The organism is Rhizobium sp. N731 (genome assembly GCF_001664145.1).
GTDB classification, from domain to species: Bacteria; Pseudomonadota; Alphaproteobacteria; order Rhizobiales; family Rhizobiaceae; genus Rhizobium; species Rhizobium esperanzae.
Window position 1 is genome coordinate 19,316 of record NZ_CP013604.1, and the last position, 22,300, is coordinate 41,615.

20 protein-coding genes, 3 pseudogenes and 1 other annotated feature are annotated in these 22,300 nt (G+C 57.3%); of the genes and pseudogenes, 15 read left to right on the plus strand and 8 right to left on the minus strand.

Annotation, left to right across the window (positions count from 1 at the left end; translation table 11 throughout):
• Positions 1-198: 198 nt before the first annotated feature.
• From dcd to AMK02_RS23360, 5 genes are all read right to left on the minus strand, one after another.
• Positions 199-777, minus strand: a complete 579-nt coding sequence (dcd, locus tag AMK02_RS23340) for a dCTP deaminase (protein ID WP_009993369.1) — start codon at positions 775-777, stop codon at positions 199-201.
• A gap of 23 nt (positions 778-800) precedes the next feature.
• Positions 801-2,051, minus strand: a complete 1,251-nt coding sequence (locus AMK02_RS23345) for a hypothetical protein (protein ID WP_016737369.1) — start codon at positions 2,049-2,051, stop codon at positions 801-803.
• Positions 2,032-2,472: a hypothetical protein gene (locus AMK02_RS23350; protein ID WP_143541353.1), complete on the minus strand. Its 441-nt coding sequence runs from the start codon at positions 2,470-2,472 to the stop codon at positions 2,032-2,034. The genes AMK02_RS23345 and AMK02_RS23350 overlap by 20 nt, the downstream gene beginning before the upstream one ends.
• A gap of 438 nt (positions 2,473-2,910) precedes the next feature.
• Entirely contained in the window at positions 2,911-3,579 is a 669-nt protein-coding gene (locus tag AMK02_RS23355; RefSeq protein ID WP_016737371.1) for a Fic family protein, read from the minus strand.
• Complete coding sequence (locus AMK02_RS23360) at positions 3,572-3,754, minus strand: hypothetical protein (protein WP_009991623.1); 183 nt, start codon at positions 3,752-3,754, stop codon at positions 3,572-3,574. The genes AMK02_RS23355 and AMK02_RS23360 overlap by 8 nt, the downstream gene beginning before the upstream one ends.
• A gap of 452 nt (positions 3,755-4,206) precedes the next feature.
• On the opposite strand from AMK02_RS23360, the gene AMK02_RS31345 reads away from it, so the two are divergent.
• From AMK02_RS31345 to AMK02_RS23385, 6 genes are all read left to right on the plus strand, one after another.
• On the plus strand, positions 4,207-4,446 hold the full coding sequence (locus tag AMK02_RS31345) for a hypothetical protein (RefSeq protein ID WP_125462013.1): 240 nt from the start codon (positions 4,207-4,209) through the stop codon (positions 4,444-4,446).
• Between the two features lie 75 nt (positions 4,447-4,521).
• Positions 4,522-4,728, plus strand: a complete 207-nt coding sequence (locus tag AMK02_RS23365) for a hypothetical protein (protein ID WP_016737373.1) — start codon at positions 4,522-4,524, stop codon at positions 4,726-4,728.
• Positions 4,703-7,531 (plus strand): peroxidase family protein, encoded by a 2,829-nt coding sequence (locus AMK02_RS23370; protein ID WP_199287286.1) that lies wholly within the window; start codon positions 4,703-4,705, stop codon positions 7,529-7,531. Before AMK02_RS23365 ends, AMK02_RS23370 begins: the two co-directional genes overlap by 26 nt.
• Before the next feature lie 10 nt (positions 7,532-7,541).
• On the plus strand, positions 7,542-9,200 hold the full coding sequence (locus AMK02_RS23375; protein WP_016737375.1) for a c-type cytochrome: 1,659 nt from the start codon (positions 7,542-7,544) through the stop codon (positions 9,198-9,200).
• Positions 9,201-9,216: 16 nt separating this feature from the next.
• Complete coding sequence (locus AMK02_RS23380) at positions 9,217-9,804, plus strand: hypothetical protein (RefSeq protein ID WP_009991263.1); 588 nt, start codon at positions 9,217-9,219, stop codon at positions 9,802-9,804.
• Between the two features lie 50 nt (positions 9,805-9,854).
• Positions 9,855-11,219, plus strand: coding sequence for a hypothetical protein (locus AMK02_RS23385; RefSeq protein WP_016737376.1), 1,365 nt, complete (start codon positions 9,855-9,857; stop codon positions 11,217-11,219).
• A gap of 34 nt (positions 11,220-11,253) precedes the next feature.
• On the opposite strand, the pseudogene AMK02_RS30390 reads toward AMK02_RS23385, so the two are convergent.
• Positions 11,254-11,496, minus strand: a pseudogene (locus AMK02_RS30390) (DinB/UmuC family translesion DNA polymerase); the annotation flags it as partial.
• Between the two features lie 56 nt (positions 11,497-11,552).
• Here AMK02_RS30390 and AMK02_RS23395 point away from each other — a divergent pair.
• A pseudogene (locus tag AMK02_RS23395) lies at positions 11,553-12,786 on the plus strand (IS3 family transposase).
• Positions 11,839-11,955, plus strand: a sequence feature (AL1L pseudoknot). (Overlaps the previous pseudogene by 117 nt.)
• A gap of 1 nt (position 12,787) precedes the next feature.
• Here AMK02_RS23395 and AMK02_RS23400 read toward each other — a convergent pair.
• Positions 12,788-12,979: a hypothetical protein gene (locus tag AMK02_RS23400; protein ID WP_016737380.1), complete on the minus strand. Its 192-nt coding sequence runs from the start codon at positions 12,977-12,979 to the stop codon at positions 12,788-12,790.
• Between the two features lie 499 nt (positions 12,980-13,478).
• Between AMK02_RS23400 and AMK02_RS23405 the strand changes: the two genes are divergently transcribed.
• The 5 genes from AMK02_RS23405 (at position 13,479) to AMK02_RS23425 (ending at position 18,072) form a co-directional block, all read left to right on the plus strand.
• The gene (locus AMK02_RS23405) at positions 13,479-13,835 is read left to right on the plus strand and encodes a hypothetical protein (RefSeq protein WP_064807207.1); all 357 of its coding nucleotides are present in this window, start codon (positions 13,479-13,481) and stop codon (positions 13,833-13,835) included.
• 35 nt (positions 13,836-13,870) lie between these two features.
• A complete protein-coding gene (locus AMK02_RS23410) occupies positions 13,871-15,118 on the plus strand; it encodes a M4 family metallopeptidase (protein ID WP_064807211.1) in 1,248 nt (415 codons plus the stop codon).
• A gap of 69 nt (positions 15,119-15,187) precedes the next feature.
• Positions 15,188-15,580 carry a hypothetical protein gene (locus tag AMK02_RS23415; protein WP_029532339.1) on the plus strand — a complete coding sequence of 131 codons (393 nt, stop codon included), beginning with the start codon at positions 15,188-15,190 and terminating at the stop codon, positions 15,578-15,580.
• A 72-nt stretch (positions 15,581-15,652) separates the two neighbouring features.
• The gene (locus AMK02_RS23420) at positions 15,653-17,254 is read left to right on the plus strand and encodes a tyrosinase family protein (protein ID WP_016737383.1); all 1,602 of its coding nucleotides are present in this window, start codon (positions 15,653-15,655) and stop codon (positions 17,252-17,254) included.
• Positions 17,251-18,072 (plus strand): DUF2182 domain-containing protein, encoded by an 822-nt coding sequence (locus AMK02_RS23425; protein ID WP_016737384.1) that lies wholly within the window; start codon positions 17,251-17,253, stop codon positions 18,070-18,072. Before AMK02_RS23420 ends, AMK02_RS23425 begins: the two co-directional genes overlap by 4 nt.
• 203 nt (positions 18,073-18,275) lie before the next feature.
• On the opposite strand, the gene AMK02_RS23430 is transcribed toward AMK02_RS23425, so the two are convergent.
• Positions 18,276-19,001 (minus strand): DUF2726 domain-containing protein, encoded by a 726-nt coding sequence (locus AMK02_RS23430; protein ID WP_016737385.1) that lies wholly within the window; start codon positions 18,999-19,001, stop codon positions 18,276-18,278.
• A gap of 598 nt (positions 19,002-19,599) precedes the next feature.
• Here AMK02_RS23430 and AMK02_RS30395 point away from each other — a divergent pair.
• The 3 genes and pseudogenes from AMK02_RS30395 to AMK02_RS23445 all read left to right on the plus strand — a co-directional run bounded on the left by AMK02_RS30395 (position 19,600) and on the right by AMK02_RS23445 (position 22,185).
• The gene (locus AMK02_RS30395) at positions 19,600-20,274 is read left to right on the plus strand and encodes a transcriptional regulator (protein ID WP_008534132.1); all 675 of its coding nucleotides are present in this window, start codon (positions 19,600-19,602) and stop codon (positions 20,272-20,274) included.
• A 127-nt stretch (positions 20,275-20,401) separates the two neighbouring features.
• A pseudogene (locus AMK02_RS23440) lies at positions 20,402-20,955 on the plus strand (hypothetical protein).
• Between the two features lie 135 nt (positions 20,956-21,090).
• Positions 21,091-22,185 (plus strand): nucleotidyltransferase family protein, encoded by a 1,095-nt coding sequence (locus AMK02_RS23445; RefSeq protein ID WP_012489416.1) that lies wholly within the window; start codon positions 21,091-21,093, stop codon positions 22,183-22,185.
• The last annotated feature ends 115 nt before the right edge of the window (positions 22,186-22,300 follow it).

A 22,300-nucleotide genomic window follows, 5' to 3' on the forward strand; every position in this document is an offset into this window, starting at 1 on the left:
ACTTTATGTCTCTTATTTTTCGATTTTGCAATGAGGATACGCTGCCATGGTTGTATGAATCAGCAATATAAACAATACTGCTGACATTCTTTACAGCAACGATTGCATGCCGGTTTCAACACGTCTTCCGGGTCTTGTCACATGACCAGCAAGATTATAGAGGCGGGCTCGCTTTCTCCCGTTAACCCTGGTGCCGTATCATTTGCTGCTGAGCCGCCTGAGTACGTCGTCGGACCGGACATTGCCGAGAACCGGCTTCCGGCGGCCGGTAAATTGGCTCTTTGCGAACTTTGCGTCCGGGCCGACGTCGTGGAGGAAGATCTGGCAGATCTCCATTCCCGGCTGCAGGGCGATCGGCACCTCTCCGACGTTACTCAATTCGAGGGCAAGACAGCCAGCAAACCCCGGCTGGATTCCGGCTGCCGTCTCGATAATCAGACCGCGCCGTCCGAGTGACGATTTCCCTGTGACATAGCCGGCGAGATCCGCCGGCAGGCGCATCCACTCCAAGGTCGTCCCGAGTACGAAATTGTGCGGGTGCAGGATGAACTCCTCGCCGAATCGAACGAAATGTTCCTTGGTCGGAACCGGATCCTCATCCGGTTCACTGACGCGCAACAGCGAGGTGCGCGAGTGCCGCAGTGTCCGAAACCATCGGCCGAGACGCAGATCGAGCGACGCGGCGCCCACGGCGGCCAGCCGTCCAAGATCAGGGCGCGGCACGATTGCCAGCATGCCTCCGTCGGCGCCAGGAGCGAGATTGAGCCGGCCGATCAATCCAGTGCTGCTCAACATAGAGATTACCTCGTGCGGGACTCAAATTCCATGACTTCCATGGTTTTGAACACCAGATCGTTGAGGATTTCCAGTCTAGTGTCCTCGCGGAAGTTGAAATTCTTCCAATGCGCCCAGTTGAGCCGGATCGCCCAACCTGCGTTGATCGTATCGCCGATCGAAGTCGTCGATGCTGCCGGTGACAGGGCGCAGAATTGTTTCACAATTCGATCGCGCTCGGCGTCGGAAGGCAAAGCCAGGCCGGTGCGGGCGACGTGACCACTTACGGCGGCGATCAGATCCTCGATCATCGCGGTGGACGCCTGATCTGCCATACGCAGGCAAAACGCCTCGTTGGCCTGTAGCCGCTTCGGCAAATCGATGAAATAGCCCGAGAAGGCCGGCGGCTCGGTGATCCCGAACGCTCTCGCTGCGCTTTCGAGTGCCGTGACCCGCGAGCCCAAGGACGGATAGTAGGCGGCGCGCTCGCCTGTGTGCGGCGCGATCAGGTAGATGAACGAATAAAGGTAGCTTTCACCGAACAGTCGCAGCCCGATGATATCGCAGAAAAGCTCTTCAATCTGGCGCGTGGCCAGCCGGTAGGAGCGCGCCCAGATGCTGCGCAGGAAAAGGTCGCTCAACAGGTCGGCCGGCTTGGTTTGGACGTCGAACAACTGCTGGAATTCACTCCAGCTGTTTTGATATTCGCCAACCAGGCGGCTCTGCAATGTTGCGTCAAGGGCAGAAAGGTGGGGGCTGCGGTGCGGCTTCTTGCGCCAGATGGAATGGCCGAGTTCATGACCGGCAAGAGGAACGATCAACGGGTTGCCGGATTCGGTCGCTGGCAGCCCTATGAACATGAGATTGGGGAATTCGTCAGTAATCGCGGGATAAGTAAACGGCGAAAAGCTCCATTCCGAGCTGACGATCAACTTGGCTTCCGGCCCGTAGATAGTCTGGCTCATGCGCAGAAGCGGATCGTAGATCTCGAACGCATTGCGCACGTTAGTCGAGCGCAGGATAAAGCCGAGAACGGTATAATAGCGCGCTATGTAGGCATTGACCTGCGCGGTTACCTGCTGGCGTATTGTATGGTCAGTCGTTGGCCCGATCCCGGAAAGCCGGTTCAGTTCCCGACCGTAAAGATCGGCCAGCAATTTAAGAGCTTCTCTCGATTCCTGATAGGGAAACTCCGATGTCTGCAGATGCTTGATCTGGTCAATGACCGACAGCAGCTTCTGCCGCACGAAATCGATGTCAAGCGACCCGTTCGTCATATGCCGGCATCCACTCGTCGTCGGGCGCGGGTGTCAGTTCCTCGAGAAGAACCTGATGCAATGACAGGCAGAAGCGCTTGAGGGAGCCAATCTCCTCGCTGCCGGTGCTTTCACCGGCGGCGATGGCTTTTGCCTGCGCGACGAGATCCCTGACCCACTGTTCAAGATCGTTGAAGTTGCTGAGTGAGGCGCCTTCGGTGTGAAAGATCGCTGAGTTGAGGATCTCGACGTTGACCGGGTTTTCACTCAGGGCGAAAAGACTGACAGGCCGTCCGCCACTCGGCGGCGCCTCAAGATAGTGACCGAAGCGCTGGATAGTCGCCAGATCAGCCGGCTGCCGCTTTTCCAACTTGTCGAGCTCGATGGCGGCGTCAAGGGCGAGCGATGGGAAGTCCATGAATTGATTTCCTCGGCTTTGCATTGGTCGCGAACTGTTCCGCCTGTGATATCATCGAAACGGTTTGGTACAGAAATCGAACCGGGACGGACCAGCGAAACTATGAATCCGCGGTGACTCCTCGTCAAGCGTCTAAAACGGACTATGGTGAACGGTGATGCGTACGAATGCTCAATCATCGACTCCCTCCATGGCGAAATCCGGACCTCGACGGGCAAATAGTGAGGACGTGGGGTGCCGAGGCGCCGCAGGCAGCACGACCGCGCCCATTTCACTTTCGGCTGGCAGGACGCAAGCCGGTCGGCCTCTGGAAGAACAGAGAACGTGGGTGCGCGGCGTCCCAAGTGTAGCTGGGCGATCCCCCGCACTGGCCGCGGCTGCTGCGCGCCGCCGCACTACAACAACCACGGTCAGGCCGCCTTTCGGAAGACTTGGTCTGTCGTCCCGGCCACGCCTCCTCGATCAGGAAAGAAAATGCTTTCCCGTCGCGGTCTCCAGGACGCTTGCCAACTGGGTAGCGAGCATGCCCTCAATGAGTTCTTCCATCTTTGTCAGATCGAAGGCACCGTCTTCTGAAGCCGCATCGGCCGCTTCCAAAGCGTCGAAGTACGGGCGCCGGTTATCGACAATCTGGTCCGGGATGGTCTTGACCCCGGGTAGGGGCAATTGAAGCTTTACGCAAAGAACCAAATAGGACACCATGCGCGATGTCCGCCCATTCCCATCACTGAAGGGGTGGATCCAGTTGAGCCGCCACATCACGAACGACGCAAGATGCACGGCTGTCTTTTCGGTCCAGTTGTCGTTGACATAATCGCACAAATCCTCAATGAGTCCAGGGACCTGAAATGCCCCGACAGGCTTGTGCTTACTGCCCTCAATTGAAACTTCAGCGGGCCGGAAGTTGCCGGCATAGATGCTAATGCCTTGCAATGCCTCACGGTGAAGCGACAGTAGCATCGAGGGACGAAGCTTCCATTTTTCCCCTTTGTCGATTGCATCGACAATCATGTCGCGCGCTAGGTCGAACTGGAGAAGGCCGTTGCGGGCTTCGGCTTCGGCGCGCGCCTTCTCATCCATGATCAAATAAGCTTCGGTTGCCACGCTGTGGCGGCGCGTAGCGTCAGTCATGTTTCTTTTGATCTGCCATCTCGTCGGCGACGCGATCGACCAACTCGCGGGTTATCATCTCATTTTCGAAATGAGTGTTGCCGTATGCAAAGCTGCGACGCTGGACTTCAATGTCACTCTTCGACAACTGCACTTTTCTGGCGGCTTCGAGGAGGTTTCTGAGCGGTTCGTTCATTGCAGGCGTCCTTTTTATTTAGGCGTCCATAAAAGCGGTTTTCCTTTGCAAGGCAACCTCGACAAGGATAGAAACATGGAATTGCGCCAAGCTTGTGGAAGAGTGTTGCAACTGCGCTAGCACCATAATGCCGATCGCGACGATTGGCGAGCAGCAAGAAGCGCGGGACGGGATTGGCAACGAGGCTTGGCGTTTCGTTCTTCATTTTTTCTCGCACTGATGCGGGCATCGGTCAGCTCTAAGACCGCCCCGCCCCGGGGGAATGGCTCCGGCAACTGACGGCCTCTGAACTGTTTCGGCTATTGCATCGAGAGGTGCTCCAATGGCCGCAACACTTCCGGCGCGTTGCCTCCCGCTACGAGCAGCGAAGTCTCTGCTTCACAGGTTTCATCGTAAGCGGCGTGCCACTCGCCCCTGACCGAATCGGATATTCGAAGGCAACGGTCGCATCCATGATGGATGCGGCAACTACGGGTCAATTGCGGTCATTCAGCTATCACGAAATCGGTGCACCTTCCCGACGGACAAATGAAAAAGCAGAGAGATTTCCGGATTGGAGCGCAAAGGCGGCAGAGCTGTGCCGCAAAACCTCGGCTGACTATGTCGGGAAGTTGCCGCAACCGCCTCTAACCCTGCGCAAGATGATCGCTTGGCATTTCCGATTGGCTGTATTCAAGCCGCCGACGCTCTGATCGCCTTTGGTTGAAGTCATTAGGCCAACCAGTGCCCCTTGCGATGCCGTCATGGGGAGAAAAAGGTCTTTGCTAATGGCACTTTATTTTCCCATTATTGGTGCTATCATCAAATTCGCAATTTATTCGAGTATCCTGACTGGCGATAAGCTTGCGCAGCCCTGCGTATTGTGTGGGGAGCTACGCCTGCGTTTGAAAATGGCCAGTCGCGCATTCTTGTTTTTCTTAGCAATGCTTTTTGTGCAGGGGGATGTGCATGTCTTCGGGCCATATCTGGCGTGAAAATTACGAGGGAGGAAACCCTGAGGCGGAAGCATTGCTTTTTGCAGAGCTGGCACGCGATATCATGGATGTGCAACTTGCCAATAGGGCGAACGCCCGAGCAAGCGACATAAGTCGCGCGTTTCACGCGAAATGTATACTTGGTGTCGACAATGCGAAACTTCAGATTCTGCCTAATATTCCAGAAGATCTCGAAGTCGGTTTTTTTGAGCGTGGCAAGCAATACGACGTGACCGTGCGGCTTTCCAACGCCAACGGTGTCCGTCAGGCCGACTTCAAGAAGGATATGCGTGGGATAGCGCTACGCGTTAAAGTATCCGAGAACGAATATCACGATTTCCTCGCAACGAATTTTCCGGTTTCTCATGCCCGCAACGCTTATCAATTCGTGGCGTTCGCCAAGGCGATGTCCGGCTCGAAGCTGCTGCTTTTGCCGCGCCTCGTCCTCGCAGTCGGCTTTTCCGAAACCCTCAGGATGCTCAGAAACGTCCTGAGGGGAGCGCGCGTCGTCGACAGCCTAGCCACAGAGGGCTATTGGAGCCGAGGCGCTCTTCTCTGGGGCAATGAAGCAGGTCCAGTTCGGTTCCTGCTGCGTCCAAGCGCCAAGACGACCGCGGCAAAGCCCGCCTCGGCAACTGACCCTGACTTTCTACATCGTGAGATTGCCGAGCGGCTTCGCGAAGGCCCTGTCGAGTTCGATTTCCTGCTGCAGCGCTATGTCGATGAGAAACTTACTCCAATCGAGGATGGTGCGGTCGAGTGGACGGAAGACGCATCGAGGCCGATCGGGGTCGCAACGCTGACCATTCCGTCGCAGGACATCGATGCGGCGCCTGGCAGGGCGATGGAGCGGCTTGTCGACCAGCTTGGCTTCAATCCTTGGAATACGACCGAGACATTTCGCCCGCTGGGCAATCTCAACCGTGTCCGCAAGGCAGCCTATACGGCCAGCTCCGCGCATCGCTTGAACCAACGGTTCCGGGAACGGAAGCCGCTACGCAACATCGTGATTGCCCGGGCTGTCGCGGCCCTGTTTAAGGCGATTAATGCACACGTGCCCTGGTATAGGTTCGGTTGGCGCATGAGCCTGCTTAACATCTCCATTCTCCGGGAAGAGCTACGCACAAAGAACTTGTTTGACACCGAATTGCCGGATGCACCACCGCAGGCGACCCCGCAGCCGCCAGTAATTCCCGAGGCGGTCCGCACTCAGCGGACATTCGACGGTACCTACAACGATCTCTCAAACCCGCGGATGGGTGCGGAGGGAGCGACGTTCGGCCGTACGATGCGAGCGGTCTACAAGCCAGAGCTATTCGGGCAGCCGAACCCAATCGAAGTCAGTCGCCAACTGATGACGCGAAAGGCTTTCATTCCGGCACGCTCGCTAAATGTGCTTGCCGCGGCCTGGATTCAGTTCCAGGTGCATGACTGGGTCAACCACAAGCGCCATAGTCTCGGGAATGCGGAGACCGACATTGCATTGCGAATGCCGAACGGAGAGCTCTGGAAGAGCACCACAGGCGGTCAGCCGGAGGCTTTTATGCGCATTGCTGGCAATGAGGTTTTCCGCATGGCTGCCGGCGGCTACCCCATTTTCAAAAATATGACGACACCGTGGTGGGACGGTTCAGAGGTTTACGGCAATACAGCGGAAAAAGCGCTGGATCTGCGAGACGGAGGTCGTCTTAAGCTCACCGAGGATCTCTATCTGCCGACCGAATTGAACGGCATGAACGTCACTGGCTTCAACGAAAGCTGGTGGCTGGGCCTCAGTATGATGCACACGCTGTTTGCTCGTGAACACAACGTGCTCGCCGAAGCATTGATGCGCGAATATCCGGACTGGGAGCCGGACCGGATCTACAACACCGCTCGATTGATTGTATCGGCTCTGATCGCAAAGATTCACACCATTGAGTGGACGCCAGCTATTCTGGCGACGCGGGCGATCAAAGTCGGCCTGCCGGCGAACTGGTACGGCGCGCCTAAGGACTGGCTCACGCAGCTCGGCATCTGGATGCTCGACACGCACGAACTCAAAGGCATTCCGCAGACTGTGCCCGACCATCACGGCATCCCGTACTCGCTGACGGAGGAATTCGTTTCGGTCTACCGTCTCCATCCGCTCATTCCCGACGATTATCAGTTTTTCAACTATGAGACCGGTGCGCGAACAGAAACATTGGGCTTCGCCGACATTCAAGGTGCGGGAACCGATGCCAAAATGCGGCACCTTCGGCTCCACAATGTCATCTATTCACTCGGAATCGCACATCCCGGTGCAATCACGTTGCATAATTACCCCAATGCGTTACGCCAGTTTAAACGGATGTCAGGCGACGTGGAGGAGATTATCGATCTTTCCGTCGTCGACATCGTCAGGGATAGGCACCGCGGAATTCCTCGCTTCAATGACTTTCGCGAGGCGTTGCACAAGCCGCGTTTAAGCAACTGGGAGGAATTGTCGTCGGATCCAGAAACGGTGCGGGCAATGCAGGTTCTCTATGGCAATATCGACATGGTGGACACCATGGTCGGCCTGCATTCTGAGCCTCCGCCGGACGGTTTCGGCTTCAGCGATACGGCTTTTCGCGTGTTTATTCTGATGGCCTCCCGACGGTTGCAGAGCGACCGTTTTCTCACCGTCGACTTTCGGCCGGAAATCTACTCGCCCCTGGGGCTCGATTGGATCGAGAACAACGGTATGACCAGCATCATCCTGCGTCACTGTCCGCAACTCGCCCCGGTATTGCCGCGCACTGCCAGTGCATTCGCCCCTTTCCGGCCTATCCTGTCTTGAGGGGCACACCATGCCAATTTCCCGCGACAGATTATACCGGCTCTTTCGCTTCCTCTTGGTGAGCGTCAACCTGCTTGTACTCATCACTCTTGTTGCAACGGGGATATTCATCAGGCTCGAAGGCGACTGGGTGCATCCAACTATCCGGGATCCAAAGGATGCGTTCGAAAATGGCACCATCGGCACGGAACTCATGCCGCTACCGGTCGCTTTGGTACTGCCCGACCTGTTTCCCGAGCATTTTCAGCCGGCCGGTGCGGATGCCGGCGATTGGGTGAAGCAATTCGGGTTCTTGCCGTATGACAACCCGGAGGCCAATAACGGTTTGCCACTCGGCTTTGCGACCAGCAACTACCGCCCCGGTTCCGCGGCGCCGTCGCCTGTCCCGTTCGTCGGCTTCAGTTGTGCTCTTTGCCACACCACGCGAATTCGCAAAAGTGAGGAGAGCAAGGGCGTCGTCGTCTACGGACCAGGCAGCGTATCGATCAATCTCTTCGCCTGGATCGATGCATTTCAGGCGGCGGTCTTGACCAGGGTGAAGCCGCAAAGAGATGGCGAAACGGACATGGAACGGCCCTATCGTCTGACCGTCGACAGCATTTGCGATTCGTATAGAGCCAAGACGGGTGAAACGCTGGGCTCGATACAACGCCTGTTGATTGGGCTATGGCTTCGCCAGGTTCGCGCTCGGATCGAGGCAGGATTGCCGCGCTTCGACGAACCGATCGGAAATTACCGATCCCGCGATGCAGACGTAACACCGACGGGTCCAACACGTACCCAACCGTTTCGCACTCTCGTTCGCACTGTGCTCGACCGGCCTGGCAACGATATGCCCGTCTACACGAAGATTGCCACGGTTTTTTCGGAGGATCATCGCGCGCGCGCCCAGTTCGATGGGTCGATCGGCGACATATATGCCCGCAGTTCGCTGGCGGCGCTCGCAGCCGGGGCCACGGTCACTAATATGGCTAAGCCGGAAATTGCCGACAATATCCGCAAAGCGAGCGATTTCACGAAGACGTTGCGTCCGTTGCGCTATTCCGACATGTTCCCGGAAGATGCGGCCTCGATCGATCCTGCACGTATCCTGCAGGGGCGCAAAGTCTACGGGCAATATTGCGCCGCCTGCCACGGCGATCGGGATTCGACCGGGGCTTGGGTCAACGGCGAGAAGACCGGCCAAGTCGTGCCGGCCGGTGAGCTCAACACCGATCCGGAACGCGTGCGGTTTCGTCATTATGGACCTCTCGCCGAAAAAATGTTTGCGCTCTTCCCCGACAAGCACCCGTTCCATTTTAAGCGAGAGGATATTTGGCCCCAGCGTGGACAAGAGGAGGAGACATCCATTAGGGGCTACGTAAACGCGCCGCTGGACGGGATGTTCCTGCGTGCCCCCTACCTCCATAACGGCAGTGTCATGACGTTGGCTGAACTGATTAATCTCAGGAAGCGTAGAGATGTCTTTTATCGGGGCGATAACACCTACGATCCGGCCGACGTCGGCTTTCGCTCTCCGGAAAGCGCTGACGATCGAAATTACTTCACGTTCGATACGACTCAGATCGGCAACTCGAACAGGGGACATGACTATCCATGGGCCTATGACGACCCGAAACGAAATCCGGACGATCTTGCCGCGCTGCTTGACTATTTGAAAATGCTCTAACGTCAGGAACGAGCCCATGAAGGCCATGCCTCCGAACAGTATAACTCTGCCGCAGTTCTCGCTGGCGTTCGTGACGTTTGGCGTACTGCTGGTTCTTGCGCTCCTCTGGCCGGAGACGACGCTGGACGACGTCGATCTCGGTCGCACGAAAGCCACTATCTGGGTGACAAGTCTCATGCTTCTCCCGAGCTTGGCGCTCTATCCCTACCGCACGCTCTCCCAACGCATGGCCAACGTCGTACACTTGTTCTGGACCTTCGCTTATCTGCTTTTTCTTGTTCACGCTTATTGGGCCATATTCGTAATATTCAACGGGCTTAAGGACACCTTCGTGCAGATGGGCATTCCCATTGCCAGCATAAATTTCCTGCTCGTTATCCTGTGGGGCTTGGATGTTTTGCTTCTATGGTTTGCGCCGAGCCGGACCCCGCCCGCGGCGCGCTTCCAGATCGCTGTACGCACGCTTACTTTTCTAATATTCGCGACCACCTTCCTGTTTTTGCGAAGTGGTCCGGTTCATATTCTTGGGATCATTTTTGCGGCCGTGATCTCGCTATCCCTGGCCATTCGGCTGTGGGTACGTGAGCGCGCCGTCCAATACTGAGACGGCCAAGCTGGGTCGTCGACGCCACATTCGGAGGCTGGGGAGGAAACATGAGCAGCGAGGAGACAAACAAAACCGGTTTTGAGCGATTGCTCGAGCGCCCATTAATCCAGACGATTCTTCAACGGCGTACGCACCGGATCGGCCGAGGTGTTCCCCTGATCAAAGCAGGCACCATGACCTATCAATCCACCCAAAAACCGGTGCCACTTACCGACCTCGAAGAGGCAATTTTAATCGCCATGACTGGCCTTACCGGCCTTACAATGCCGGACAGGCCGTTTGAGGATCCTGTCACCGGCGAGTTCGTAATGGCAAAGCCGAATGTCCATATGGAAGGGCGAACGGCCGGCAGCCCCGACAATGCCCAAGGGACATATTTCTTCCTCATCAACGATACCGGCACATACTTCATCGACAGGGTTCCGTTCACCCCACCATTATCGTTCGAACCGGAGGCACTAATCGCACATGCCAAACGAGCGAAAGTGAAAATTAGCAATGGCAGACTGGATACGGCAAACCGCGAATTCCCCGCCTATCTCGATTCCAATCGCTTGCTGTCGAACCTGCCCGGCACGACGGTGCTTTTTCCCGTCGTAGACCTGTCACATCAATATATTAACGGCCTGATGTATCTCTTGACACAGCCCGAAGGACACCGACCAACAATCGTTGACGATCGTAATTTCTATCTTAGGGCCGGCGTAGGAAAATGGGTCAAGAATCGATTTCTCAACGAAGAGATCAAGGTGCCGCTCGGCGTCATCGGTAGCCTACGGACCCAGATCGAAGCAGATTTATTGCTCCAGAATCTCATGTTGGTCGCTGATGCCATGGGCCTAGGAGCCTATATTCACGCCTCCATCAGCCCGCCGGTACTGCTCGGCGATCCAAAATTCCGGGACAGCTACGGTCCGATGCTAGGTTTCGATTTCGCTGTGCCGAAATGGCGACTGCTCGACATTTTACGCTGGCAGGTGCCGCTGCCGAAATACAGCAGCCTCAGGGCACATCCGGTTGGTCTGCGACTGGGAGACCGCGACCTTATCAAGGCGAAGTCCCCCCCGAACTATCAAAACATGAGAGAAGCCGTGGACGAAGTGGTTTCGGCCAAGTTTGGTTCACAGGGGATTTACAAGGATGCGGCCCTTTTCAAGGGAATTTACAAGGATGACTTTGGCGATCGTTACCTAACCGAGGCCGCCGAGTACAGTAGCGACGTGATTGAGTGCGTGACGGACATTTGCGAGTACATATATGATACCCATGGTCGCTTCCCCGCGCATGTCGATGCAATTCATGTTCCCGGCGTGTGGATACAGGTGCATCACGTCGACCTCGAATACTATAACCGTTATTTCAAAAACGCATTGACCGGCGCGCACCACGACCACGACAATCATTGGCATTGACGAGCTTTAGGCCAAATTTGCACGCCGGAACACAGCGAATGCCCTTTCGGGGCGGAAAGATCGGCACCAGCAGAAGGTTGACGATCTCCTTCAGGTCGGCGATTACCGGCAGCGGTGTGGGAACCGTTTTGCTGCGGGTGATCTGGGCGAAATCAGAATATTTCAACTTGAGCGTCACAGTCTTCGCGGCGATCCCGTTGGCCTCGCAATAACTCCACACCTTTTCGATTAGCGGCTCAAGCCCTTCACGGGCCGGGTCGTAGGTATGGAGGTCTTGTCAGAATGAACCGCGCCGAGTTTGCCGGAGCCCCCAACTCGTGAGAAGTAGGGTCTATGACAAGCAAGACGACGAACAAATTCTCTCCTGAAGTTCGTGCCCGCGCCGTTCGGATGGTGACGGAGCATGAAGCCGAACATCCCCCCCCCGCTGGGCGGCGGTATCATCGATAGCGGCCAAGATCGGTTGCTCGGCGCATACCCTCCATGAATGGGTGAAGAAGGCCGAGGTCGACAGCGGCAAGCGTGCAGGTTTGCCGAGTGACGTGGCGGAGAAGATGAAGGCTCTGGAGCGAGAGAACCGCGAGCTTCGTCAGGCGAATGAGATTCTACGCAAAGCCTCGGCGTATTTTGCCCAGGCGGAGCTCGACCGCCCACTGAAGCGATGATCTCCTTCATCGACGAACACCGCTCGGTGCTCGGGGTCGAGCCGATCTGCAGACTGCTGCCGATTGCCCCGTCCACCTATTATGAGGTTATCGCCAAGCGCATGGACGTGGACCGCCTATCGGCCCGCGAACGGAATGATATTGCCATGAAAGTCGAGATACGTCGGGTGTTCAACGAGAACTTCCAGGTCTATGGCGTGCGCAAAGTCTGGCGGCAGTTGCAGCGAGAAGGTTACGACATCGCCCGCTGCACCGTCGCTCGGCTTATGAGAATGATGGGGCTTCAAGGCGTCATTCGCGGCAAGCCAGTCAAAACCACCGTGTCGGACAAGTCCGCTCCATGTCCGCTCGACCGGGTGAACCGACAGTTCTTCGCTCCAGCGCCGAACATGCTGTGGTTATCCGATTTCACCTATGTCGCGACCTGGCAGGGCTTCGTTTACGTGGCCTTCGTCATTGATGCCTTCGCCCGCCGTATCGTCGGTTGGCGGGCAAGCCGAACGGCCCATGCGGGCTTTGTGCTCGATGCCCTCGACCAGGCGCTTCATGATCGGCGGCCCGTTAAACGTGGCGCGCTGGTTCATCATTCCGACCGCGGCTCGCAATATGTGTCCATTCGCTATTCCGAACGGCTGGCGGAGGCGGGCACGAGCCGTCTGTCGGAAGCGTTGGCGACAGTTACGACAATGCTCTCGCCGAAACGATCAACGGTCTTTACAAGGCCGAGGTCATCCATCGGCGAGGACCCATGGCGCAACTTCGAAGCCGTGGAGTTCGCCACGCTCGAATGGATCGACTGGTTCAACCACCGCCGTCTTCTGGAACCCATTGGGAATATTCCGCCAGCAGAGGCAGAAGAACGATACTACGCCATGCTGGACGCACCAGCTATGGCCGCATAACTTAAACCAAACGGTCTCCGGCAAACCCGGCGCGGTTCAGTCCCCCCGCTCTTGCTCGCTTAGCAAACACATTCAAAGCCGCAGGAAAAATAGCCAAGATCTCCTCGTCGCCATCATGCTCAAGCTGCTCGTGCTCGCAAGTTGCCTGCTCTCCCAGACCCGCCTCTGAGCCTAAATCCGCCTTGCCGACCAATGCAGATTCTCATCCAGGCGGCTGGTGCGCGTTTTCTCCCTGCAAGGCCTAATGCGGCCACCTGCACACCTATGGATCCATCGTCCCTACAAGTAATAATGAGTGCATGAAATAATTGTACTATGAACGATAAAGCTCTTGATGGTTGCTTGCGTTCGTGTTTTAATAAAACCTATCGTTATAAGGGCATCCACACCATTTCAGTTCTTCCGGATCCTCTCTCGGAGGGGGACGCGACTATGTCGTGACCCTACTCGCGGAGCATGCTGTGCTTTTGTGACTTTGGCGTTGAACCGTAGACGCGGGCAGAACGAACAGGACGTGCGCTACAGATGGCGAGCCGACGAGCATGGATACCTCCGCGAACGATTTAGAAGGGTGTGAGCGATATCGGATTTGACCGAAGCAACACTGCATAGCCGGCGTGCCGCCTGCGACGCGGCTGCCTCTATGGGGATGGGGATTTGCCATGGCAGAGTCACACAGGCCCGGAAACGGGATGAAATCTTTTTCGATGCACGTATCGGACGCCGGATCGGCTCCTATGTTCGCCGCTCTCGCTAAAGAACAGTCTGACCTCCCGACCTTCGCGTTTGAGCCTGCTGCCACACAGGTGGTGGACCCTGAGACTGCGGCCCGTCGATATCTCGGCCATGCGCTCACAAGCAATAGCGTCCCCGACTTTACTGCGCCGTCTGCAGAAAACGCTGACTCTCAATTCAAGGTTATCGGCACAGAAACGGTTCCACTGACCCATACCCGTACCGTCAAATTTCGCCAGGCGTTCCACGACATCCCTGTCTACGGGTCGCTGGTGACCGTGGAGCTGGACGACGACAACAAACTCGTGAGCTGAATTCGGCGCTGGGGGAGCCGACCAATGTTCCGCCTGTGGCGAAGATTTCGGCCACCAGAGCGGCGTCGGCGGTCGACAAGAAAGGCCAGTTCAAGAAGAAGATCGCCGGTGTCGCGCCCCGTCTCAGTTTCTATTACGAGGCCAAGAAGGACAAATGGCATCTGGCATATATTTTCGAGGACGTCGAGGTGACGATGCCGGAGAGTGCCGGATCCGGTCCGTTGAGGCCGCGTTATTTCGACTACGTGGTGGATGCGAATACCGGGAGGGTGATTGCGGAATTACCGCGTACCCCGACAATGGCCGCCGAGGAGCAGCTCGCCTTCGACGCCCGCAATGTTCAACGGACCATAAATGTCGAAAAAATTGGTGCCCGCGCCGTTCTGAAGGACACGGTGAACAATATCCAGACCTTCGACTTTCGTTTTCGGGATCCGAACGTCAACGATGCCCTGCTGCCGGGGGACGAAATAGGACCTGCCTGGCCGCCTGCCGCAGTCAGCGCGCATGCAAATGCGGCGGCCGTCGCGCATTTCCTCCGTGAAGTCGTGTTGAGGAATAATATCGACAATCGCGGCGGCCCGATGAACGCCAGCATCAATTGCGTCGTCATGCGCGAAAGCCCCGGTGGAAACCAGTGGTTCAACGCCTATTGGAATGGCGTCCAAATGGTCTATGGCCAGGTGCTCAACGGCAACCAGCTTCTCACCCTGGCCGCCGCGCTCGATATCGTCGGGCACGAGATGTTCCATGGCGTGACCGACAATACCTCACGCCTCGAATATGCAGCGCAATCCGGAGCGCTCAACGAATCCTATTCCGATATTTTCGGCATGCTGATCGCCAATAGAGGCAATCCCGATCCCCGCCAATGGGACTGGAGGCTCGGGCAGGGGTTCGCGCGAGGCGGCGGTCCCATCCGCGACATGTCCGATCCCGCGTCGCGGGGCCAGCCTGCACATATGAACCAGTATCGGATCATGCCGGTCACTCAGAATGGCGACTGGGGAGGGGTGCATGTCAACAGCGGTATCCATAACAAGGCGGCTTATCTCATGCTGGTGGCGGAGGAAGGCGGCAGTCTGGTCTTCACGCCAGACGAAGTCGCCGCGGTCTTCTATGTCGCGGTGACGCAGCTGCTCTCGCGCACCTCGCAATTCCGTGACAGTCGTCGGGCTGTCGTCAGTGCGGCACGCACCTTGTTCAGGACCGCTCCATCCGCTCAGCTTGCGCGACGGATTTCGGCGATCGACGCGTCATTCGACGGTGTCGGCATCGCCTGACGCGGGGGGACCCTCTGCCGCTCGCCACATGATTTGAGCATGCTTCACCGAAGGAGGACTATCATGGCGATAAGCTTTTCCGGCATCTGGAGTTATCGAAGCCTGGTGAACAACCCCGACCTTTCCGCATCTTTCGACAGTTTGCGCTTTGGCGCGGGAACGCTGATTTTGTCCGAGCCTGCGCCCGGCAAGATCGGCGGTTCTCTTGGCGGAACCGGCTGGTCTCTTTCCCTCGACGGGGCTGCCACGGACGGCGCGCCGGCGACGCTGAAATGGCAGGGGCGCGGCATGATCGACAACGAGGAATGGGTCTACGACTATCTCGGCTATCCCGTTCCCCGCTGGCCGAACGGCGTGGACCAGATCGACACCATCGTCGGTACGGTTATTCGGACAGTGACCCACTCCAATGGTCAGTCACCCGCGGGTTATACGGCCACGTTCTATGCGGTGCGCGTTTGATGCGGCCGGCCTGAGTGGTCGCGTGCAGTCTGCGGCCAGCAATTCTCGATCGTTTCCTGAGAGGACAGTGCGATGCGCAAACGGGAGAATATCTTTGAGTTGGGAAGTGACTGGGCCGACCCGATCCTCTGGTATGCAAGGGGCGTCAAGGCGATGAAGGCCCGCAAGCTGGAAGATCCGACAAGCTGGAACTTCTATGCGGCGATTCATGGGATGTGGCGCGGGCTCTGGGATTTCTATCAGATCACCGACAGTGCCGATGCGGACCCCAATGCATCCGACACGTCGACCTATCTCGACCAATGTCAGCACCAGAGCTGGTATTTCCTGCCCTGGCATCGCGGGTATCTCCTGGCTCTGGAAAATATGCTCCGGCACGAGATCGAACTGCTCAACGGACCAAGCGCCAGCTGGGCCTTGCCCTATTGGAACTATTTCGGAACCGATCAGGACGTCCTGCCGCCGGCATTCCGCACGGCCAATTGGCCGGATGGCACCGGAGACAATCCGCTGTTTGTCGAACAGCGGTGGGGGGTGCTCAGCAGCAGCACACCATTCGACGTCAGCTCGCAAACCAACCTGAATGCGATGCAGGATCCAGAATTTGCCGGACCCGGCGGCGGGGGCAGTGCCGGATTCGGTGGCGTTGAAACGGGCTTCAGCTGGAGCGGCGAAGAAAGCGGCGGAATCGAATCGGATCCGCACAACATCATCCATGTGCTGGTTGGTGGTGGTCACCCAACCCTGGTGTTTCCGCCAGGTTCGCCTCAGGCCGGGCGCCCATTGCCGGGCCTGATGTCGACTCCGACCGCGGCAGCGCTCGACCCTATCTTTTACCTACATCACTGCAATATCGATCGGTTGTGGGAGAGCTGGAACAAATTTCCCACAGGCAAACCCTTTACTTCGCCGACGGATTGGCAAAATCCGACAGACTCCAAATGGTTGGATGGGCCGGCGAGCATCGGTGAGCGCGAATTTACAATGCCGAACCCAGATAAGACCAAATGGGTTTATACTCCGACGAAAATGCAGGACTTGGCCAGTCTGGGCTATGAATACGACGACCTGACACCCGGCGCGGAGGCCGGACCGATCGTCACCGTCGCCGCACGCATGGAGAGACTGGGCATTGCGCGGAGTTCCGTTGCTGCCACAAGAGGTTTAGACATGCCGACACAGAACAAGGTGGAACTGGTCGCGGCCAGCGACAGCGGCATGTCGCTCGCCGGCAGCGGCACTATGCGCAGCTCTGTCAAGGTCGAGCCGGATGCGAGGGCCAGGGTGAGCCAAAGCCTGAGCGCCAACAGGATCGCCCCGACGGCGCCCGACCGCGTGTTTCTCAATCTCGAGAATGTCACCGGCGTGCATGACGCCGTGATATTCCAGGTCTATGTCGGGCTGCCCGAGGGGGCCGATCCCGCCGGGAACAAGAAATATCTGGCGGGCAGTGTCGCGCTCTTTGGCGTGACGCAGGCGAGCGATCCGGCAGGCAAACATTCCGGAAACGGCATCACATACAAGCTGGAAATCACAGACATTGTCGATAAAATGCACCTCGACGGCGAATTTGATGTCGCCCGCCTGCCGGTAAGTTTCGTCCCGCTCGAAAACATCCCGGATGCGGCGAATATCAAAATCGGCCGGATCAGCATCTATCGGCAATTCGAGTGAGCGTCTTGCGCAGCACCTCTCCTGCGGTGCGCGAGTGGCGCCGCGGTTTTGCGCCACTCGCACTGGCTGCCGGCTCGGCATGGATTCCCCTGGCTGTCGGCGGCGACAGCACCTCCATGCCGACGATCTGTTCCGCTGCTTTCGTCTGGTCCACTCCCTCACCGAAGACTTATGCCTTTTTCTTCAGTTACGTCTCACCTTTGCAGCTGATCGTCAGCTGGGCGATGATGGTGATGGCAATGATGCTGCCGACGCTCTCTGTTCCACTGAGGCATGTGCGCGAGCGCAGCTTCTGGCGCGTGCGGCCGTGGGCCGAGCTGTTGTTTGTCGTCAGTTATCTCGGTACATGGATGGTGGCGGGTATTGCTCTCCTCGGCGTCGCGATCACGCTGCGCCTAGCTTCAACCAGTTCCGCCCTGCCTCTGGTCGCGTGCCTGATCATCGCGTTTATCTGGCAGATTTCACCCTGGAAGCAGGTCGCCCTGAACCGGTGTCATCGCCGCCCCAGCCTGGCCGCCTTTCCGCCGGCGGCCTATGAAAATGTGCTGGCATGGGGGATGACACACGGTCTCTGGTGCATTGCAAGCTGTTGGGGCTTGATGCTGTTGCCCTTGCTTGCGCCGTCGCATCATCTGCCACTCATGGCAATTGTCGCCGTCTACATCTGGGCGGAGCGACTGGAGCCGGCCTGTGCGCCTCGCTGGCAATTCCGGGTGCCTTCAAGGGCCATCAGGCTCATCGCCCGGAACGTTGCGGGATGGCGACAAAGTTCTGGCAGTACATCGATTACGATGGCTTGCGACGAATGCGCCTTGTAGGCTTGGATTCGATTGGTTCGATCACGATGCCAAGGGAACGCCTGCAAGTCCTCGATCGCTGCGCGACTGGCCGGAAACAGATTTTCGCGAACCGCCTGGAGATCGGAGATCATTCCGGGTGTGCCTCAATTACATCGCGGCAAGACAATCGTTTCTTCCTGTCGAAGAGGCTCGGCCGTGCATAGGTTTGTGATGATATCGCTTTAAGTGACACGCGGGTTGTCCACCAGCTTCTCGACCAATCGCCTGAGTTCCGACGGCGTCGTTTGGCCAGCCACCACCTCATAATAGCCGATCCCGGCGCGTCGCAGCGCCTCCTTCTTTACCGCATCACGCGCGGCCGCGGTGCCTTGGTGGTGTGCTCCGCCCTGGTATTCGATGACGTGCCTCGGTTGGCAATTGCCGTCGACGAGGAGCAAGTCGACACGTTTGGAGTTGATGCAACTGTAGGCGTCTGGGTCGGCACTTCGAAGGATCTCGCCCAACGAAACCTGAGCCATCACCTGCCAGGTGGAATTGCAGCCGATCACGACGCTGTCGAGTTCCCGAAACACCCGGGCTTCGCTCTTGTTCAACAATGGCTGAATGGTGAAATTGGAGCGCATCACAATACGCAGTTGATCCGTGGCGTCGACTGGACGCAATGGCTCAGCAGCTGGCGTCTGAAGCCTGGGTTCCTGTATGATGCGCTCGTTCCAGCGCCTTTCCTCCGATCGTGACCTGTTTCTCTCGCGCCACGCCTGTCTGCTCGTCCTGGTTAGGAACTGCTCAACGGACATGCCGATGATAAGGCCGACAAGCAGGGCGGCGATTAGCAGTTCCGGCTTTTCGAAGTCTGCAACAGTTACACCGCTCGAAGCGCCTACTACGGCAGCTCCGATGATCAGCCAAGGTGCCGCAGACAGCACCGACCTTTGGCGATAATGCATGCCCCTCTCCGAATTTCCCGCCAAGATAGTATGACGCTTTTACGATGCGCGGAAAGTCATCCAAAAGAATGAGGGCTCGCACGCATGAAGCTTCCGCCGGCGCACCGATATTGGCTCTAGCGGTCAGTCGCAATCCGCTCGGCCCAGGACATTCCTACGTCGCTGGTACTGGGAGAGCTTTCGAGGCCAGCGGCCGGCTTGTTGCTATGGAGTTCACGTTTTGGGCCAGGAAGATCGCATAATGGATCGAAGGGAACTGGCCCGGCAGGCGAGCAAAGAAAGACAAGGTTGACAGGCGCATTGCTTCTTCGATTGAGGGTTCGGCAGTTAAAATCTTTTAAGACTCCGGCGATGCACAACAAGGAAGCTCGCCGATAAGTTGCCCACGTGCAACTTTTGAATCAGTACGGTTTGACTTCGTTCAGGGCCAATGTAGCCTCACCCGTCTCATCCCCCATTCGACTGGCCACGAATTCTGCTCCTGGAAAGGTGAGGTGGACATTCGAGCGTGGCTATAGACGGGCAGTCCGGTAATCGTTATTTCGGATACACCACCCCATCACCAAATCATCCCGTGAATTTTTCAAGGGCTTTTATATTGAAAAAAGTGCAACGCAGTTTTGCCGTCGAGTACAAAAGCGGCAGACGAAAACTCGATACTAGGTCGAACTCGATCTGGGGCAACGTGGACCTAAAATCCGTCGCTCGCGACCTAGACAAAGAGGCAATGCCGTTTCTGTCGGATAGCTCTCAGAGTGGCAAATCCAACAGCGAAATTTCTCTACCAAAACCAGATCAGGCTGAGTCGTTGTTGACACCGCCTCTTGAGCCGTCGACAACTGCATCAGATACACAGGAGACGAGCATGGCCGACGAGACTGATACTGCAACCAGTGCCGATGTGCCGGCCGTTGTCGAAACGCCAATTACGCCGAAGAAACAGCGCAAACCCAGGGCCAAGAAAGCCGCGGCACTCGAAACCGCGTCAGCTGACACTACGGCAGAGCCAGCAGCTGCTCTGGCCGGCGCCGGTGGTGTGAAGAGGAGAGGGCGCAAGACAAAGGTGGTCGAAGCTGCGGCGAGTGCCAAACGCGCACCGGTGCGCCGCGCTCCAAAGGCTGTGCAGCCGGCGCCTGCCGCGCCGATGACAGCGATCGATGAAATGGCGGACCTCCTGCAGTTAGAAGAGGAAAATCAGCGGCTGCGCAAGCTTCTGGCTGAAAAACTTCGCGCTGAAAATGCCGATCTGCGCAAACGGCTCAAGCTCGATTGATAAAAGCAGCTGGTCAATCGCCGGCCGCATTTCCATGCTTATCAAGAGATAAAATTTGGCGACGGTGAGCTGTTGCCGGAATGAAGACTTACTGCCTGCTTGCGGGATAAAACGCGAGGTCGGATAGATGGCGTCTCCCTGGAAATTTCTTGCCCGACTGGTCTCACCGGGACGCGAACAAAAGCGAGAAAGCGGCTCGACCGAGAAGGTTTCGCCGGAGGCGTTGCCTAGTTCTGGTCCGACTGAAACGCCTGCCGAGGACAGCCTGAATAGCGATGGTCGGCCGGCAGGCGCGGAGCTACCTCGTCACGGTCAACCCGGTGCAATTTCCCTCAAGCCTGTGCATTCCGAAGAAGCCGAAAGCGATGTCCACGACAAGGTCGACGGCGAAGTTGCCGAAATCGTGGAGGTCGCTGATCCCGCTATATCAGGTGGTACTGGTTTCGACGTCACCGCTGCGAATGATGCCGCTAGGCTCAAGCGAATTGCCGAGTCGCACCGCGCGAGCAAAGGAGCCGCAGCAAGGAAGCGGTGGCGATTGCAGACGATCCCCAATTTATCCAAACTGCAAACGGGATGAGCCTCGATGACGAGATCAGGATGCTCAGGGATCAGCTGGCCAGAAAGCTAACGTTGCAAAACGCGCAGTTGAGAAAAATGCTGGAGCGGTTTGAACGATGAGCGCGACGCGCTGCCTGCCTTTTAAGCTTGTTGCAGGTGTCCTTTCAAGGCGATAGAGGCGGCATCCTATCTTGCGACCTATCCTCACGACCGTTATACTGTTTTTGAAAAACAGTATAACCCTGGAGTCGAGCTATGAAGTCCATCGACCTCATGTATCAGACGATGCTCGCTGAGCTCGGTCAGCGCTCGCTCGACGCCGCTTGGACGGCCGATTTCCCTCCGGAGGGTCGGTTCACCCCGGCAAACATCAAGGGGCGCAAGTACTGGTATTTCGACATCCCGGATGGACATGGTGGTACGAAACGTCGTTACGTCGGTTCCGCTGATGATCCGGTTATCGCACAGCGCGTAGCTGATCATAAGCGGGACAAGGACGATCTACGCGCTCGCAGGCGCTTGGTAAATACCCTGACCCGCGAAGGCGGGATGATCGCCCCTGACGCCATGTCGGGCGATATCGTCGAGGCTCTTGCCGATGGCGGTCTCTTTCGGCTCCGGGGTATTCTCATAGGCACGGTGGCCTTTCAGTGCTATTCAGGACTGCTCGGTGTCCGTCTTCCCATGGCTGCGATCCTGACCGGCGATGCTGACATCGCCCAGGACTATGCCATCAGTCGGGAGGTCGAAGATAGTCTGCCTCCGATCCTTGAGTTGCTGCAGGGCGTCGACGCCAGCTTTCGTCCAGTTCCACATCGATCGGGAGCCGCGGTATCGTCAGCGTTTCAGAATGCCGACGGCTACAGGGTTGAGTTCCTGACGTCGAACCGTGGTTCGGATGACTACATCGATCAGCCGGCGAAGATGCCCGCTCTTGGTGGCGCCAGCGCGGATCCACTGCGCTTTCTCGACTTCCTCATAAGGGAACCCGTCAGGACAATGCTGCTCCACCGAAGCGGTGTTCCGGTCGTCGTCCCTGATCCGTCCCGGTATGCCGTCCACAAGCTAATAGTCGCCAGCCGCCGAAACACGGACGGGCAGGGGCCGGCGAAGCGTGAGAAGGACATCCGACAAGCTGCGCTGCTCTTCGAAGCGCTGCAGCAGACAAGGCGATCTACCGACTTGGCGCTCGTCTACAACGAAGCATGGAGGCGCGGGCCTACATGGCGAGAAGGTATTCGAACCGGGGCGGGAATGCTGCCAGCACAAGATGCCGAGCGGCTCAACACGGTCCTGACCGAGGGCGGAAAAAGAAACGGCGAAGAAATTGAACTTCCGTTTGGAGAATAGGCCGTCTTTCAAGGCTAAGCAGTTGATTTGATTCGAAGTCGTGAAGACAATGAAGATGAATATGGTCCTGCGGGGTCCTGTGCCGAATATCTGCATCGCACGGTCTCAGATCTGG

Bases quoted from the DNA above. Each gene is read 5' to 3' on its own strand.
- AMK02_RS23345 (WP_016737369.1), bottom strand. From the start codon at position 2,051: ATGACGAACGGGTCGCTTGACATCGATTTCGTGCGGCAGAAGCTGCTG.
- AMK02_RS23350 (WP_143541353.1), bottom strand. From the start codon at position 2,472: ATGCAAAGCCGAGGAAATCAATTCATGGACTTCCCATCGCTCGCCCTT.
- AMK02_RS23355 (WP_016737371.1), bottom strand. From the start codon at position 3,579: ATGACTGACGCTACGCGCCGCCACAGCGTGGCAACCGAAGCTTATTTG.
- AMK02_RS23360 (WP_009991623.1), bottom strand. From the start codon at position 3,754: ATGAACGAACCGCTCAGAAACCTCCTCGAAGCCGCCAGAAAAGTGCAG.
- AMK02_RS31345 (WP_125462013.1), top strand. From the start codon at position 4,207: ATGATGGATGCGGCAACTACGGGTCAATTGCGGTCATTCAGCTATCAC.
- AMK02_RS23365 (WP_016737373.1), top strand. From the start codon at position 4,522: ATGGCACTTTATTTTCCCATTATTGGTGCTATCATCAAATTCGCAATT.
- AMK02_RS23370 (WP_199287286.1), top strand. From the start codon at position 4,703: ATGTCTTCGGGCCATATCTGGCGTGAAAATTACGAGGGAGGAAACCCT.
- AMK02_RS23375 (WP_016737375.1), top strand. From the start codon at position 7,542: ATGCCAATTTCCCGCGACAGATTATACCGGCTCTTTCGCTTCCTCTTG.
- AMK02_RS23380 (WP_009991263.1), top strand. From the start codon at position 9,217: ATGAAGGCCATGCCTCCGAACAGTATAACTCTGCCGCAGTTCTCGCTG.
- AMK02_RS23385 (WP_016737376.1), top strand. From the start codon at position 9,855: ATGAGCAGCGAGGAGACAAACAAAACCGGTTTTGAGCGATTGCTCGAG.
- AMK02_RS23405 (WP_064807207.1), top strand. From the start codon at position 13,479: ATGAAATCTTTTTCGATGCACGTATCGGACGCCGGATCGGCTCCTATG.
- AMK02_RS23420 (WP_016737383.1), top strand. From the start codon at position 15,653: ATGCGCAAACGGGAGAATATCTTTGAGTTGGGAAGTGACTGGGCCGAC.
- AMK02_RS23430 (WP_016737385.1), bottom strand. From the start codon at position 19,001: ATGCATTATCGCCAAAGGTCGGTGCTGTCTGCGGCACCTTGGCTGATC.
- AMK02_RS23445 (WP_012489416.1), top strand. From the start codon at position 21,091: ATGAAGTCCATCGACCTCATGTATCAGACGATGCTCGCTGAGCTCGGT.